This is a genomic window from Loktanella sp. DJP18, assembly GCF_049310965.1.
In the GTDB taxonomy this organism is placed as follows: domain Bacteria; phylum Pseudomonadota; class Alphaproteobacteria; order Rhodobacterales; family Rhodobacteraceae; genus Loktanella.
Genome location: NZ_JBMERN010000089.1, coordinates 1 through 15,737, shown reverse-complemented (window position 1 = coordinate 15,737; position 15,737 = coordinate 1). Strand labels below are relative to the sequence as shown.

15 protein-coding genes are annotated in these 15,737 nt (G+C 62.3%); 6 read left to right on the top strand and 9 right to left on the bottom strand.

Annotation, left to right across the window (positions count from 1 at the left end; all coding sequences use genetic code 11):
- Positions 1–535: IS5 family transposase (locus ACOI1H_RS18610; protein WP_422439329.1), on the top strand; the 535-nt coding region annotated here is incomplete at its 5' end.
- A 301-nt stretch (positions 536–836) separates the two neighbouring features.
- Here the strand turns inward: ACOI1H_RS18610 and ACOI1H_RS18605 are convergent.
- The 4 genes from ACOI1H_RS18605 to ACOI1H_RS18590 form a co-directional block, all read right to left on the bottom strand.
- Positions 837–2,447 (bottom strand): AMP-binding protein, encoded by a 1,611-nt coding sequence (locus ACOI1H_RS18605; protein WP_422439330.1) that lies wholly within the window; start codon positions 2,445–2,447, stop codon positions 837–839.
- Between the two features lie 79 nt (positions 2,448–2,526).
- A complete protein-coding gene (locus tag ACOI1H_RS18600; RefSeq protein ID WP_422439328.1) occupies positions 2,527–3,687 on the bottom strand; it encodes an acyl-CoA dehydrogenase family protein in 1,161 nt (386 codons plus the stop codon).
- Positions 3,687–4,487, bottom strand: coding sequence for an enoyl-CoA hydratase family protein (locus tag ACOI1H_RS18595; protein ID WP_422439327.1), 801 nt, complete (start codon positions 4,485–4,487; stop codon positions 3,687–3,689). Before ACOI1H_RS18595 ends, ACOI1H_RS18600 begins: the two co-directional genes overlap by 1 nt.
- Entirely contained in the window at positions 4,484–4,972 is a 489-nt protein-coding gene (locus ACOI1H_RS18590; RefSeq protein WP_422439326.1) for a MarR family winged helix-turn-helix transcriptional regulator, read from the bottom strand. Before ACOI1H_RS18590 ends, ACOI1H_RS18595 begins: the two co-directional genes overlap by 4 nt.
- Positions 4,973–5,251: 279 nt before the next feature.
- Here ACOI1H_RS18590 and ACOI1H_RS18585 point away from each other — a divergent pair, with 279 nt between their 5' ends.
- From ACOI1H_RS18585 to ACOI1H_RS18565, 5 genes are read left to right on the top strand one after another with little or no spacing between them, the layout of a single operon-like run.
- Entirely contained in the window at positions 5,252–6,442 is a 1,191-nt protein-coding gene (locus ACOI1H_RS18585; protein ID WP_422439325.1) for an ABC transporter substrate-binding protein, read from the top strand.
- Positions 6,443–6,465: 23 nt separating this feature from the next.
- Positions 6,466–7,383 carry a branched-chain amino acid ABC transporter permease gene (locus ACOI1H_RS18580; RefSeq protein WP_422439324.1) on the top strand — a complete coding sequence of 306 codons (918 nt, stop codon included), beginning with the start codon at positions 6,466–6,468 and terminating at the stop codon, positions 7,381–7,383.
- Positions 7,383–8,372: a branched-chain amino acid ABC transporter permease gene (locus tag ACOI1H_RS18575; protein ID WP_422439323.1), complete on the top strand. Its 990-nt coding sequence runs from the start codon at positions 7,383–7,385 to the stop codon at positions 8,370–8,372. The genes ACOI1H_RS18580 and ACOI1H_RS18575 overlap by 1 nt, the downstream gene beginning before the upstream one ends.
- Positions 8,369–9,118, top strand: coding sequence for an ABC transporter ATP-binding protein (locus tag ACOI1H_RS18570; RefSeq protein WP_422439322.1), 750 nt, complete (start codon positions 8,369–8,371; stop codon positions 9,116–9,118). The genes ACOI1H_RS18575 and ACOI1H_RS18570 overlap by 4 nt, the downstream gene beginning before the upstream one ends.
- Positions 9,118–9,804, top strand: a complete 687-nt coding sequence (locus tag ACOI1H_RS18565) for an ABC transporter ATP-binding protein (protein ID WP_422439321.1) — start codon at positions 9,118–9,120, stop codon at positions 9,802–9,804. Before ACOI1H_RS18570 ends, ACOI1H_RS18565 begins: the two co-directional genes overlap by 1 nt.
- A 13-nt stretch (positions 9,805–9,817) precedes the next feature.
- Here ACOI1H_RS18565 and ACOI1H_RS18560 read toward each other — a convergent pair whose 3' ends face one another.
- The 5 genes from ACOI1H_RS18560 to ACOI1H_RS18540 form a co-directional block, all read right to left on the bottom strand.
- Positions 9,818–10,978: a pyridoxal phosphate-dependent aminotransferase gene (locus ACOI1H_RS18560; RefSeq protein WP_422439320.1), complete on the bottom strand. Its 1,161-nt coding sequence runs from the start codon at positions 10,976–10,978 to the stop codon at positions 9,818–9,820.
- A gap of 7 nt (positions 10,979–10,985) precedes the next feature.
- Positions 10,986–11,651 carry an amino acid ABC transporter permease gene (locus tag ACOI1H_RS18555; protein ID WP_422439319.1) on the bottom strand — a complete coding sequence of 222 codons (666 nt, stop codon included), beginning with the start codon at positions 11,649–11,651 and terminating at the stop codon, positions 10,986–10,988.
- Between the two features lie 62 nt (positions 11,652–11,713).
- The gene (locus ACOI1H_RS18550) at positions 11,714–12,490 is read right to left on the bottom strand and encodes an ABC transporter substrate-binding protein (protein ID WP_422439318.1); all 777 of its coding nucleotides are present in this window, start codon (positions 12,488–12,490) and stop codon (positions 11,714–11,716) included.
- A 151-nt stretch (positions 12,491–12,641) separates the two neighbouring features.
- Complete coding sequence (locus ACOI1H_RS18545; protein WP_422439317.1) at positions 12,642–13,391, bottom strand: SDR family NAD(P)-dependent oxidoreductase; 750 nt, start codon at positions 13,389–13,391, stop codon at positions 12,642–12,644.
- Entirely contained in the window at positions 13,388–15,676 is a 2,289-nt protein-coding gene (locus ACOI1H_RS18540) for a bifunctional salicylyl-CoA 5-hydroxylase/oxidoreductase (protein WP_422439316.1), read from the bottom strand. The genes ACOI1H_RS18545 and ACOI1H_RS18540 overlap by 4 nt, the downstream gene beginning before the upstream one ends.
- Positions 15,677–15,737 lie beyond the last annotated feature (61 nt).

Here is a 15,737-nt window from a genome sequence, read left to right as displayed (position 1 = left end):
ACTTGTCGAGGTTACGCGGCTGGCAGAGGGCCGCAACGCGCAGCCGACAGCTGGGATCATCGACAGCCAAAGTGTAAAAACCACGGAAAGTGGCGGGGTTACAGGGTACAATGCCGGGAAACGGATAAAGGGCCGCAAACGTCATATCGTGACTGACACGACCGGATTGCTCATCGGCTTTGAGGTACACAGCGCTGGGGTTCAAGACCGCGATGGCGCTCCGGATGTGCTGAAGGCTATCGCATCGCGCTATCCCATGTTGCGTCATATCTTTGCGGACGGTGGTTATGCAGGCCCCAAACTGCGCGATGCGCTGAAGGCCATCGGACGCTGGACTGTGCAGATCGTCAAGCCCTCCGATACGGCGCAAGGCTTTGAAGTCCTGCCCAGAAGATGGTTGGTCGAGCGAACCTTTGCCTGGCTTGGGCGATGCCGCCGCTTGTCAAAAGATTGGGAAAAATCCATCGCCAGCGCAGAGGCCTGGGTAACCATCGCTCACATTCGGCGTGTCACGCGACACCTCGCAAGGGCATGAAAATAGTCGGTTAGTTTTGAATCAGACTCTCAGAGATCCCCTTCTTGCCCTCTGGTGCCGCAGGACTTGACAGGGCGACGTTTCCGGGCGGGTGTCGCTCTTTTCGAAGCCGTACGCGGCACGTCAGATCACAGCGACGTTGCATCCAACTCTTGCCTTGAACTCCGCCGTATATTTCTTGCGTTTCGTCATTTCAGCTCCGCCCTTCATCAGTCGCTAAAGCTTAGCAACTGGTCCGAAATCCCGCAACCACCGCTATCCCAAGAGGTGGGCCACTTCGGTGGGGGCATTCCACATTCTGTCATTTCAGTCGAAACCGCTGAATTTTGCCCGTCTCGGTTTTGGGAAGTCCCTTTACGAAATGAACGGCACGGGGATACTTGTAGGGCGCAATATCGGCCTTGACGTGATCCTGCAGCCCTTTCACCAACGAAGCGTTCGCAATGTGACCCTCACTAAGCACGACGTGCGCGGCCACGATGCACCCGCGTTCGTCATCGGGCTGGCCAACGACGGCACATTCCGCAACGGCAGGATGTGACAACAGGGATGCCTCCACCTCCGGCCCGGCGATGTTGTAGCCAGCGGAAATGATCATATCGTCGTTGCGTGCGGCGAAATGCAGATAGCCGTCGTCGTCCATGACAAAGGCGTCCCCGGTCACGTTCCAGCCGTTCACAACGTAGCCATCCTGCCGGTCATCGGCCATGTAACGGCAGCCGGTTGGTCCGCGGACCGCCAGCCGGCCGACCGTGCCGCGCGACGCCTCGGTGCCGTCGTCGTTCAGAATGCGGGCCTCGTAGCCGCGGACCGGTTTGCCCGTGCAGGCCGGACGGTGGTCATCGAACCGGTTGGTTACGAAAATGTGCAGCATCTCGGTCGCGCCGATGCCGTCAAGCATCGGTTTGCCGGTCTTTTCGATCCATTCGCGATAGATCGGCGCAGGCAGGGTTTCACCGGCAGAGACTGCGGCCCTGAGGGACGACAGGTCGGCACCTTCGTCCATTGCCCGCAGCATCACGCGGTAGGCCGTCGGCGCGGTAAAGGACACGGTGGCGCGGAACTTTTCGATAATCGCGATCATGTTTGGCGGCGAGGCGTTTTCCAGCAGCGTCGCGGCGGCACCGAAGCGCAGTGGGAAAACGGCTAGACCGCCCAGCCCGAAGGTGAATGCCAAGGGTGGCGAACCCACGAAGATGTCGTCGGGTGTGACCTGCAACACCTCTTTGGCGTAGCCGTCGGCGATCATCAGGATGTCGCGATGGAAGTGCATCGTAGCCTTGGGCTCGCCGGTGGTGCCGGAGGTGAAGCCAAGCAGCGCCACGTCGTCGCGCCCAGTTGGCACCGCTTCGAACTGCACCGACTTTTCCAGTGCCAGCCGGTCAAGCTCTGCATCGTGGTTCGATGTGCCGTCGAAACCCACGACGGTCTTGAGGAACCGGCTGGACTTGGCGCAGAGCGCCATCTCGTCCATCAGCCGCGTGTCGCAAAGGGCGAATTCGACTTTGGCCTTGTCGACGATCTGACCCAGTTCCTTAGCGCGGAACAGGGGCATGGTGTTGATGACCACGGCACCCGCCTTGGTCGCGGCCAGCCAGCAAGCGACCATCGCGGGATTGTTGGCGGACCGGATCAGCACGCGGTTGCCGGGTTGGATACCAAGATCCTCGACCATCGCGTGGGCCAGCCGGTTGGTCCAGTCGGCCAGTTCCTTATAGGTGCGGCGGCGGCCGTTGCCGATCAGCGCCGTGCGGTCACCCATCCCGCGTGCGACATTTGCGTCCGTCAACTCCACGCCGACATTGATGCGTTCCGGATAGGTGAAACCGTCCATCAAAAAATCGGGCCAGCGGTCAGGCGTTGGCAGGTTGTCGCGGGTGAATGTATCGACATGGGCCGAGGGGCCAAGAATATCGTCGACTGATTGCGCGTGCATGGGCCTAATGACTTCCTGTGCGGAGGGCCCGATGACGCGCCCCGTTGGGGCGCGGCTAGGGCATTGGCGCGGCGTCGAGAGTCTGCCGCGCGATGATTGTCTTCTGGACGTCGGACGCGCCCTCGTAGATGCGCAGCGCCCGGATTTCGCGGTAGAGCCGCTCTACCACGGACCCGGACTTCACGCCGTCGCCGCCGTGCAGTTGCACGGCAGCGTCAATGACCTTCTGCGCTTCGTCGGTGGCGAACAGCTTGGCCATCGCCGCTTCCCGGCTGACGCGGGGGGCGCCTGCATCCTTGGTCCATGCGGCGCGATAGACGAGCAAGGCTGCCGCGTCGACGCGCAGTGCCATGTCGCTGATGTGGCTTTGGACCATCTGAAGATCGGCCAGCGGCCGCCCCTGCACCTGACGCGACTGTACCCGGCCGACGGATTCGTCTAGCGCCCGACGGGCAAAGCCAAGGGCCGCTGCCGCGACAGTCGTGCGGAACACGTCGAGAACGGACATGGCGATCTTGAATCCCTGTCCGGGTACGCCAATTAAGGCGGACTTCGAAATGCGCGCGCTGTCAAAGTGCAGCCGGGCGAGGGGGTGCGGGGCTATGGTGTGCAGGCGTTCCGCGATCACCAGACCGGGGGTGTCCGCAGGCACGACAAAGGCCGACAACCCCCGCGCCCCCGGTGCCTCCTCGCTGCGGGCAAACACGGTATAGACGTCGGCAATGCCGCCGTTGGAAATCCACGTCTTTTCGCCGTCCAGCACCCAGTGGTCGCCGTCGTCGCGGGCGGTCATGGTGGAGTTTGCCACGTCGGATCCCGACTGCGGCTCTGTTAGGGCAAAGGCGGCAATTGCCTTGCCGGCGCGTGTCAGCGGCAGCCATTCCGCCTGCTGTGCGGGTGACCCAAACAGCGACAGCGCTCCGGTGCCAAGCCCCTGCATCGCAAAGGCGAAATCGACCAGGCCATCGTGACGCGCCAGCGTCTCGCGCGTCAGGCACAGGGTGCGAACGTCCAGATTGCCTGGATCGGCGGGGTCGATGGCCGCGTGGTTTAGCCAGCCGCCGTCGCCCAGCCGCACCACCAGATCGCGACAGGCCGTATCGGTGTCGGCGTGATCGATGGCGGGCAGGGCTGCGGCCCAGTTGTCCAGCGCAATCGCGTGATCGCGGTGATGGGCATCAAGGAAGGGCCATTCGAGGTAGGAGCGGTCGGACATCAGTTGCCCTCGAACAGCGGCTTGGCCTTGGCCACGAAGGCGTCATAGGCGCGGGTGAAATCGGCGGTCTGCATGCAGATCGCCTGCGCTTGCGCCTCGGCTTCGATCGCCTGATCCAGTGACATGCTCCATTCCTGATTGAGCATCGTCTTGGTCATCATGTGCCCGAACCCCGGCCCCGCGGCGATCCGATCGGCCATGTCGCGGGCGGCGGTGTCAAGATCCGCCGCGGGCACGACGCGGTTCCAGAACCCCCACAGCGCGCCTTCCTCGGCCGTCATCGTGCGCCCGGTGTAAAGCAGTTCCGCCGCACGCCCTTGACCGATGATGCGCGGCAGCATGGCACAAGCCCCCATGTCGCAGCCGGCAAGGCCGACGCGGGTGAACAGGAAGGCAGTCTTGGTCTCGGGCGTGGCGATCCGCAGGTCGGAGGCCATGGCTGCGATCGCCCCGGCCCCGACGCATACACCGTCAGCAGCGGCCACAATGGGAGTACCGCAGTTCAGCATCGCCTTGACCAGATCACCGGTCATACGGGTAAACGTCAGTAATTCCTTCATGCTCATGCGGGTCAGCGGCCCGATGATCTCGTGCACGTCGCCGCCGGAACAGAAGTTGCCGCCGTTCGACCCGAAGATCACGACCTTGACGGTGTCGTCGTAGGCCAGAGCGCGGAACCAGTCGCGGAGTTCGGCGTAACTGTCGAAGGTCAGGGGGTTCTTGCGGTCGGGACGGTCCAGTCGCAGTGTCGCGATGCCGGCGTCGATCTCGCACTGGAAATGGGTAGTGTCGGTTTTCATGCTCTGTCCTCGGCGCTGTCGTGAATGCGAAGTTGTGCGGCCAGATCCTCGGCCTGCGCGGTCGTGAAATCGCTTAGCAGCTCGTCAATCCAACGGGCATGGGCGTGGGCTTGCCGATCAAATTCCGCGACGCCCTCCGTCGTCAGGCGCACGAGGGAGGCGCGTCGGTCGCCCGGCACCTGCACACGCACGACGATCCCGTCCTCGGCCAATCGGTCCACGATGCCGGTGATGTTGCCGTTCGACACGCGCAGCACGCCCGACAGGGCAGTCATCTTCAGGCCCCTTTCGCTGCGGGCGAGGGCGGCCATGACGTCGAAGCGGGGCAGGGTGGTCTGGAATTCGGTGCGCAGACGGTCGCGCAGGACCACCTCGACCCGGCGGGTGCGTTTCAAAAGGCGCAGCCACAGACGCAACCGCGCCCGGGACTGGTCGCTGACCGGTGCACGGGCCGCTGCAATGGCGTCCAATCCGGACTGATCCACGTCTCGCCGTCTCCTGAAGGTCTTCAATTTTTAAAAGGCTAGGCGGCGGCATTTGTTATTTCAAGTTAAAAATGTTTGAGCTTGAAATACAAATGGGGTCGCGGCAGACTATTCCGAAGTTGCCTGACGCAGCGTGATCCGAAGAGGCTTTTTCGGGGGCTGCTTGCCACCCTGCCAGCATGACGGACATGATTGCGCCGTCGCGTTTGACCAGTCGAAACCCGGCGCGACGCCCGACAGAAGGTGCGGCCGCAACAACATCAACACGGAGAAGAGATCATGACACTGAAAGCCGCACTTGCCGCCAGCACAGTTTTGACCCTCGGCCTTGTCACTGGGGCCACCGCCCAGGACGTGCCGACGTCCGCGCAGGATGACACTCTAAAGATCGGTCTGGTCCTAACCTTGTCCGGCCCCGCTGCCGCCCTTGGCGAGCAGGCCCGCAACGGGTTCATGCTGGCCGCCGAACAGATGGGCGACATGGGCGGCATGCCGACCGAGGTCATCGTCGTCGATGACGAACAGCGCCCCGATCTCGCCGCCGACAAAGCGCGCGAACTGGTGCAGCGCGACAACGTCGATTTCGTCGTCGGCACGATCTTTTCCAACATCCTGACGGCGATCCACCAGCCGGTCACTGAAGCCGATACCATCCTGATTTCCCCCAACGCCGGTCCATCGAACTTTGCCGGTGAGGACTGCAACCCGAATTTCTTTGCTACGTCTTACCAGAACGACCAAAACCACGAGGTGATGGGTGCCTACGCCGAGGAGCAGGGTTACAAGAACGTCTTCCTACTGGCGCCGAATTATCAGGCAGGCACGGACAGCCTTGCTGGATTCCGTAACTCCTACACCGGGGCCGTTGCGGGCGAGGTCTTTACCGAGCTGGGTCAACTCGACTTCTCGTCGGAGCTGGCGCAGATCGCGGCGTTCCAGCCCGATGCCCTCTTCGCCTTCATGCCCGGCGGCATGGGTGTCAATCTGGTCAAACAGTTCGATCAGTCCGGACTTGGCGAGCTGCCGTTCCTGTCGGCTTTTACCGTGGATGAAACCACATTGCCCGCGACGCAGGACGCGGCCGTGGGCCTGATGGGCGGGGCCAACTGGGCGCCCGATCTGGACACCCCCGCCAACACGGCCTTCGTGAAGGCCTATATCGAGAAGTTTGACGCCGTCCCCGGCAGTTATGCGATGCACGGGTTTGACGCGGCTCAATTGATCGACAGCGCGGTCAAGAAACTGGGCGGGGATCTAACCGACCGCGACGCCCTGCGTGCCGCATTAAAGGAAGCCGACTTCGACAGCCCGCGCGGCGATTTCACCTTCGGCGTCAACAACTTTCCAGTGCAGGACTTCTATCTGGTCGAGGCGGTCAAGCGTGACGACGGCTTCTACGGGACGTCGATCAAGAAAAAGATCTTCGACGACTATGTCGATAACTACGCCGCATCCTGCACGATGAACTGATAGCCGCAAGAAGGACCGCGGCCATGACGAACCTCTTTGTCTTGCAGCTTTTGAACGGGCTGCAACTGGGTGTGCTTCTGTTTCTGATCGCGGCGGGACTGACGCTGGTGTTCGGGATCATGGACGTGGTCAACCTAGCCCACGGTGTGCTGTACATGGTGGGCGCCTATTTCATCGCGACTTTCGCCGCCTGGACCGGCAGCTTCTGGTGGGGGCTGCTGCTGACACTGCCCGCCGCCATTGCCGTCGGCCTGATACTGGAGGTCGTGGTGATCCGAAGGCTGTATCACCGGACCCATCTGGATCAGGTGCTGGCGACCTTCGGTCTGGTGATGATTGCCAACGAGACGGTCAAAATCGTCTGGGGATCATCGCCCTTGTTCGTCCCGATGCCCGACCTGCTGGCGGGATCGGTGCCGCTGATGGGACCGCTGCAATATCCCGTCTACCGGCTGGCCATCATCGCAACGGGGCTAGCGGTGGCGGGCGGGTTATATCTGATCATCAACCACACCCGGATCGGCATGCTGCTGCGAGCGGGGGCCACGAACCGGGCGATGGTCTCGGCCCTTGGCATCGACATCGGCAAGCTGTTCGCCGTCGTCTTTACGCTCGGGGCGGTGCTGGCCTGCGGGGCAGGGGCCATCGTAGCACCGATCCTGTCGGTGGACAGCGGCATGGGGGAAAGCGTGTTGATCCTGACCTTCGTAGTCGTCGTCATCGGCGGAATCGGGTCGATCCGGGGGGCATTTCTGGGGGCGATACTCGTGGCCGTGGTCGATACGATGGGCGGAGTATTCGGCCCGATCTTGCTAGGCACGTTTTTGGAGCCGTCCGCCGCCGGGCAGACCGGCCGGATCCTGGCGCCGATGCTGATCTACATACTGATGGCCGCGCTCTTGTGCGTGAAGCCGCAGGGACTTTTCGGGGGGCGCGGCTGATGAGCGATATTGCAACCGATCCCACGCTGGCCTCGCCGCCTGCGGGTCTGTCCACGCGCCTGAAGGTGGCACTGGTCCTGTTCGCGCTTTTCGCGCTGTTTCCGCCGCTGACAGTGGCGCTCGACGATCCCTTCCTGCTGCTGATCGGCACGCGTATGCTAGCATACGCACTGGCGGCAATGGCGCTCGACCTAATCCTCGGCTACGGCGCGATGGTGTCGTTCGGGCATGCGGCCTACCTCGGATTCGGGGCCTACGCGGTGGCGATCCTGTCCAGCTATGGCGTGACCGACGTGCTGGTGCAGATTGGCGTTGCGATGCTGGTGGCGGCGGCCTTTGCGCTGGTGACGGGCACAATTTCACTTCGCACGCGCGGCGTCTATTTCATCATGATCACGCTGGCCTTCGGTCAGATGGCGTTCTTCTTCTTCACCTCGCTGTCGGCCTACGGCGGCGACGATGGTTACGGACTGCCGCACCGGTCTACGCTGCTGGGCAGCGATGTGCTGGGGCACGACATGGTCATGTATTATTTCGCGCTTGCCGTGTTGATCGTGTTGTTTGGTCTGTGCCATCTGATCGTGCGGTCCCGCTTTGGCCGCGTCCTGACCGGCATCCGCGAAAACCGGATTCGTATGGAGGCGATCGGCTTTGCGCCCTTCCGCTATCAGCTGACTGCCTTCGTGATTTCGGGTGCCCTGACGGCGGTCGCGGGCGTGCTGCTGGCAAACCAGTCCCAGTTCGTCTCTCCATCCCTCATGTCATGGCACCGGTCGGGAGAGTTGATCGTCATGGTCGTCCTTGGCGGCATCGGTACCCTGTCCGGTGCCATTGGCGGTGCCGTCGCGGCCCTGTTGCTGGAGGAATCGCTGGGTGCTTTGACAGAGCATTGGCGGCTGTGGTTCGGGGTATTCCTCGTGTTGATGGTCCTGTTCTCGCCGCAGGGTATCACCGGGGCCATCCGACAGATCACGGAGCGTGGCCGATGACTCGGCTGCAGATCAACAACTTGTCCAAGCGTTACGGCTCCCTGATGGTCACCGACGATGTCACGCTGGATGTCGCACCGGGCGAGGTCCATGCGATCATCGGTCCGAACGGTGCGGGCAAGACCACGCTGGTCGCCCAACTTTCCGGCGAATTGCGCCCCGATGCGGGCCGCATTCTATTGGATGGTCGCGACGTGACACATTTGACGATGCCGTGCCGGACTCTGCTGGGGCTGGCGCGCAGTTTTCAGATCACCCAGATACTGCCTGGATTCACGGTACTGGAAAATGTCGCAATGGCCGTGCAGGCGCATCAGGGGTCCAGTTTTCGCTTCTTCGCAGCCGTCGCGCAGGAAGAGGCGTTGAACGTCGCGGCGCTGAATGCCTTGCAGGAGGCGGGGCTGGCCGAGCGTGCGCAGATGCAGGCTAGCATCCTCAGCCACGGCGAGCATCGCAGGCTGGAACTCGCGATCGCGCTTGCGACCCGACCCAGAGTGCTACTGCTGGACGAGCCCTTGGCAGGTGTTGGTGGAGAAGAGGCGCAGAACTTCGTGGCTCGGCTGAAGTCCATGAAGGGACGGTTCACTATGCTGCTGATCGAACACGACATGGACGCGGTTTTTGCGCTGGCCGACCGTGTGTCGGTGCTGGTCGATGGTCAGATCGTCGCTACCGGCCCGCCAGACAACATACGGTCTGACCCCAAGGTGCGCACCGCCTATCTGGGCGAGGAGGAGTCGGTCTGATGCTGCAGGTCGAAGGCCTCGAGGCCGCCTACGGAGACAGTCGCATCCTGTTCGGGATCGACCTGTACGTGGCGCAGGGCGAGGTCGTGACCTTGCTGGGCCGCAACGGCATGGGCAAGACCACCACGATCAAGTCGATTTTTGGTATGCTGAAACCCCGCGCGGGCAGCGTGCGGATAGACGGGCAGGACCTGACCGGGGCCGAGCCGCACCGGGTGGCACTGGCGGGTCTGGGGCTGGTACCTGAGGGCCGCCAGATCTTTCCGACGCTGTCCGTCGAGGAAAACCTCCGTGCCACTGCCCGTCACGGCAAGTGGGATCTTGCCCGAATCTACGGCCTGTTCCCGCGCCTGGATGAGCGTCGCCGCAACATGGGCGATCAGTTGTCCGGCGGCGAACAGCAGATGCTGGCCATCGGGCGGGCCTTGATGACGAACCCGCGCCTCGTGGTGCTTGACGAGGCGACAGAGGGGCTGGCCCCGCTGATCCGCGCCGACATTTGGGCCTGCCTGACGAAACTGAAGGCCGAGGGCGAGGCGATCCTCGTGGTGGACAAGAACGTGGCCGCCCTGACCCGCTTTGCCGACCGTCATGTGGTGATCGAGAAGGGCCGCGTCGTTTGGACCGGCACCACCGCCCAGATCCTTGCCACGCCAGAAGTCAAGGACCGGTTCCTGCACATCTGAGCGGGCCGCAGTATCAGAGCGTGTTGAAGAACCGCGACAGCCGGTCCATCGCCTGATCCAGAACCTCGACCGTCTGGGCGCCAAAACAGATCCGCAGACGGCCTTCGCCCTCCGGGCCATAAAAGCTGCCGGCCTCGACCACGACGCCCGCCTCTGCCATCAGGCGCAGTGCGAGGTCCTGTGCGGCAAGCCCCGTGGCCGACACGTCGGGCCATGCATAGATCGTGCCCTGCGGGGCGGAGCAGGTGATCCCCGGCATCTGGTTGAGACGGCTGACTACTAGATCGCGGCGGGCGCGGTCGTCGTCCACCATCCGTGCCAGCACATCGCCCGGTCCGTTCACGGCGGCCAGTGCGCCATGCTGGATGAAGGTGTTTACATGAGTCACCTCGGAGGTCGTGATCTTCATCAGCGCTGGCATAAGGGGAGCGTCGCAGACCAGCCAGCCCAGACGCCAGCCGTCCATCGCATAGGCCTTGGTGAAGGCGGACATCGTGATTGTCCGCGCCTTCATCCCGGGCAGCGACGCGATGGCGGTGTGTTCGGCCCCGTCATAAAGGATGCGGTCATAAACCTCGTCCGAGATCACGATCAGGTCGTGGGCGATGGCAAGGTCGGCCAGCCCCTGCAATTCTGCGCGCGAATAGACCCGGCCGGTCGGATTGCATGGGTTGACCAACGCGATGACGCGGGTCCGGTCGGTAATCTTGCGCGCGATCAGGTTGGGGTTAATGGCATAGTCGTTTGCGGCATCCAGCGGTGCAAAGACAGGCGTGGCACCAGTCAGTTCGATCTTGCCGATGTGCTGGGGATAATGCGGCGACAGCAGGATAGCTTCGTCGCCGGGGTCCAGAAAGGCCATGAACGCGGCGTAGCTGGCTTGCGTCAGGCCGTTGGTTATCAGCACTTCGTCAGCGCTGACTGCCATGCCGCTTTCCCGGTGCATCCGGTCGGCCAGTGCTGCGCGTAGGGGGTGCAGGCCCTGCAGGTCAGAATAATGCACCTCTCCCCGGCGCAGGGCAGCGATGGCGGCATCCTTGATGTGCTTGGGCGTATCCTCGACCGGGCGGCCGAGCTCAAGGTGGATCAGATCGCCACCCTGTGCCATGGCACGGGCGAACATTCCGAAATCCTTGGGTGAGGTGTCGGTGATGCGGCGGGCAAATCTGGGCATGAATCCTCTAGGAATGGCGGAAACGATTTTCGAAATACGAGACCAGTCGGACTGCAGGCAACAGCACAATTAGATACATGATTGCCGCGGCGATCAGCGGAGAGGGGTTAGCCGTCAACGCCTGCGCATCCGTCGCCTGCTTCAGCAGGTCCGGCATTGCGACGACAGAGGCCAGCGACGTGTCTTTCGCGATGGCGACGGCGTTCGAGGTGTGCGGAGGGATCGCGATCTTTAATGCCTGCGGCAGCACGATCTTCCAGATCGTGACGGGGAACGGCAGACCCAGCGATTCCGCGGCCTCAGTCTGGCCGGGCGGGATCGCCTCGATCCCGGCGCGAAAGACCTCAGCCGTGAAGGCGGAAAAGACGAGGCCGAGTGCAGTGACGGCTGCAAAGAAGGACGACAGCCGGATCCCCATGAAGGGCAGTGCGTAATACACCAGCACCAAGAGTACGAGAATCGGCAGCGCGCGGAAAACGTCTATATAGGCGATTGCCAGCCAGCGCAGTGGTCGGGGTGCGTAAAGGCGAACGAGGCAGATGGCGACCCCCAGCATACCGCCGAAGGTGATGGTGGTGAAGGCGAGTGCCAGAGTGTTCCAGACACCTTTCCACAGCATCGGCCAGACGCGAATCATGACATCGAGGTTCAAAAAGGTATCGGCGAACGACATGTGGGGACGATCCGGAACATTTGGTTGTCGTGGCACCGGACGCGGCACCGCGACAGTGTGGCTTACTCGCCGGGGATTGGCGCAACAGTTACCGATGACGTGCCTTCAACCGGATCGGCCTCAAGCCATTGGGTATAGATCTTGGCCATCGTGCCGTCTTCCTTGATCGCGGTGATGGCATCGTTCACCGCCGTCAGGTTCGGCGATCCCTTCGGCATCATGATCGCGAACTGCTCTCCAGTCGGCACGCGGGTCGCGACGCGGATCTGCGGCATCTGCTTGGCTGCGAATTCGAACCCTAGGATATCCCCAAAGGCACCTGCGATTCGGCCGTTTGCGACGTCAAGCAACAGGTTCTGCTGTGTGGTGTAGGACCTGTATTCGCCGAACCCGTATGCCTCGGTATTCGCACCGATCCATGTTTCACCCGTCGAACTGGCTAATGCGCCGACGACCTTGCCGGACAGATCCTCGACCGTGTTTACATCGTCCTGCGATGTCACCAGACCCAGATCGCTGTCGAAATAAGGCTGGGTGAACGACTGGTTGGCCAGACGCTCGGGCGTGATGGTGATCGTCGAAATGGCCATGTCGATCCGGCCGGACGAGGTGGCGGCAAAGAGGGCCTGGAACCCGAGGTCCTGAATGTTGACTTCCTTCCCCATGCGCTTGCCAATCTCGCGCACGAGGTCTATCTCGAAGCCTTCGAACTCGCTTTGCTCGTTCTTGAATTCCCACGGCGGGTTGGACGGATAGGCGCCGACTTCCAGCGTCTGGGCCATGGCGGGTGCCGACAGGCCAAGCGCCGTGATGGCGGCAATTAAGATGCGCATTTTCATATTTTTACCTTCCCTGAGTTTCTAGCCGTTTTCCCGGCTTTCTCGCTTAAATTAAACATTAGAGGACGAAAGACCGCCAGTCCTTTTCGAGATCGTCGGCGTAAAAGCATGCATTTGCAGCAAATATCAAGTAGCTGGGCCATGACGCTGCTCAGACTTCGCCCGCGGCGATTGCGAGGGCCTGACCGGTGATGCCTTCCGACCCGGGCCCGCAGATCCACATCATGGCCGCGCTGACCTCTGCTGGTCGGATCAGACGATGTTGGGGGTTCATCTTTTCAAGGGAGGTGCGGGCCTCCTCCCGGCTCATGCCGGTCTTCACGGCGATGTTGGCAACCGAATTTTCCGTCATATCAGTCTCCATGAATCCGGGGCATAGCGCGTTGACCGTGATGCCGCTCTGCGCCAGCTCCAGCGCGGCGGACTTTACCATTCCGATCACGCCGTGTTTGGCCGCCGCATAGGCCGTGACGTATCCGTAACCCTTGAGCCCGGCGGTCGAGGCGACAGCGATCAGTCGCCCCCAGTCCGCGCCCTTCAACCGGATCGCGGCCTCTTTCAGGGTCAGGAAAGTTCCCGTCAGATTAACGTCGATCATGGCGTTCCATGCTGCCAGGTCGGTCCGCGTGAACGGCGCGCTGGCCGACGCGCCCGCGTTGGCGATGACGATGTCGCAGGTCCCGGTCGTATCGAACATCGCCTTGACCGATGCCTCGTCCGTGACGTCGACCACGACCGGACGAATGCCCGCATGCGTGTCGCTCAACGACTGCAGCGGTGCATGTCGCCGTCCTGCGACCCAGACCTCGGCCCCGGCCTGTGCCAACGTCCGCGCCATGTCGGCACCCAAACCGGTGCCGCCGCCAGTCACCAAAGCGCGGCGTCCGGTCAGGTCGGTCATGCCCGCGTCCCCGCAGGATCGGTTCGCTCTGCCAGCCTGCGCATCTGGTCACGGCCCGGCAGATAGGGCATGGGCCAGGGCGTGTCGGTGTCGCCCTGTGCGACTGCGGCGTGCAGCGTCCAGTAGGGGTCGGCCAGATGGGGCCGCGCAAGGCAGACCAGATCGGCACGCCCTGCCATGAGGATGGAATTGACGTGGTCCGGCTCGTAGATATTGCCGACAGCCATGGTCGAAATGCCAAGCGCATTGCGGATGCGGTCAGAATACGGCGTCTGGAACATGCGGCCATAGACCGGCTTCGCATCTGTGCTGGTCTGACCCGCAGAAACGTCGACGATATCGACACCGGCTTGGTGGAACAGGCGCGCGATCTCGACCGCCTCTGGCCCGTCGATGCCGTCTGCGCCGACCCAGTCGGTCGCCGAAATACGCACCGCCATCGGTTTGTGCGCAGGCCAGACCGCACGCATCGTTGCGAACACCTCCAGCGGATAGCGCATCCGATTTTCAAGCGATCCGCCGTAGGTATCGCTGCGGTGGTTCGATACAGGCGATATGAAGGAGGAGATCAGGTAACCGTGCGCCGCATGGAGTTCGACCATATCAAAACCCGCACGGTCGGCCATTTGCGTTGCCGCGACAAATTCATCGCGGACCCGGTCCATGTCGTCGCGGTCCATCGCCTTAGGCACAGCATTCGCGTCGGACCAAAACACGGCAGAGGCCGAGAGCAGCGGCCAGTTTCCATCAGGCAGGGGCGCGTCCATCGTGTCCCAGCCCAGCTGTGTTGATCCCTTGCGGCCGGCGTGTCCGATTTGCATGCACAGCTTGGCGTTGGTTTCCGCGTGGACGAAACGCGCCAGCCGTGCCCATGCCGCTTCGTGTTCGTCCGCATAAAGCCCGGGACACCCCGGCGTGATGCGGCCGTCGGCCGACACGCAGGTCATCTCGGTATAGACCAGCCCCGCACCGCCCTTTGCGCGTTCGGCGTAATGGGCAAAGTGCCAGTCGGTCGGGCAGCCGTCGACGGCCTTGTACTGCGCCATCGGAGAGACGACGATACGGTTCGCAAGGTGCATGTCGCGCAACTGGAACGGGGCGAACATCGGTGCGCGATGCACGCCGGTGTTGCCGGCCTGCCCCTGAAACCATTCTTCTGCACTTTGCAGCCATGCGGGATCGCGCAGGCGCAGGTTCTCGTGGCTGATGCGCTGAGACCGGGTCAGCAAGGCATAGTTGAACTGCACCGCATCAAGGCCCAGATACCGATCCACGTCTTCGAACCATTCGGTGGAATTGCGCGCGGCGGATTGCAACCGCAGCACGTCCAGCCGCCGCTCTTCCTGATACTTGCGGAACGCCGTTTCCAGCGTGGATTCTTCCGACACGAGTGAAGCCAGAGCGATGGCGGATTCCAATGCCAGTTTCGTGCCTGATCCGATCGAGAAATGCGCCGTGGCAGACGCGTCGCCCAGCAGCACGACATTTTCGTGGTGCCACGTCTCGCACAGGACGCGGTCAAAGTTGATCCACGCCGACCCGCGTCGGTGCTTGGCGTTCGACAGCAAAGGCTGGCCGTCCAGATGATCGGCAAAAATTGCCTCGCAGGCGGCGATCATCTTGTCCTGATCCATCGTGTCGAAACCATGGGCTGTCCATGTCGCCTCGGTGCATTCGACGATGAATGTCGCGGTGTCGGCATCGAACTGATAGGCATGCGCCCAGACCCAGCCGTGCGGCGTGTTCTTGAAGATGAAAGTGAAGGCATCGTCGAATTTCGCGCGGGTGCCGAGCCAGACGAACTTGCAGGCGCGCCGGTCGATTTCCGGTTTGAAGGCGTCAGCGTAGCGTGCACGGGTCCGCGAATTGACACCGTCCGCGGCCACGACCAGATCGTAGTCCTGCCGCAATTCATCGATATCATCGACCTCTGTCTCAAAATGAAGTTCCACACCCAAAGTGCGCGCGCGATCCTGCAACAAAAGCAGCATTGTCTTGCGCCCGAGGCCGCAGAATCCATGCCCCGTCGAGGTGATCTCGGTGGTGCCCTTGATCACCTTGATATCGTCCCAGTATGCGAAATGGTCGCGGATCAATGCCGCGCTTTCGGCATCATTCAGGGCCAGATTGTCCAGCGTCTCGTCCGACAGCACGACGCCCCAGCCAAAGGTGTCATCCGCCCGGTTACGCTCGATCACCGTCACGGGCCAGTCGGGCTGGCGCAGCTTCAAACTGATCGCGAAGTAAAGGCCTGCGGGGCCGCCGCCAAGGCAGACAGTCTTCATCGCTTGTTCCTTCGCACGGGTGTTGGCTGGAACTGTTTCACTGGCTCGAAATTATTTCAAG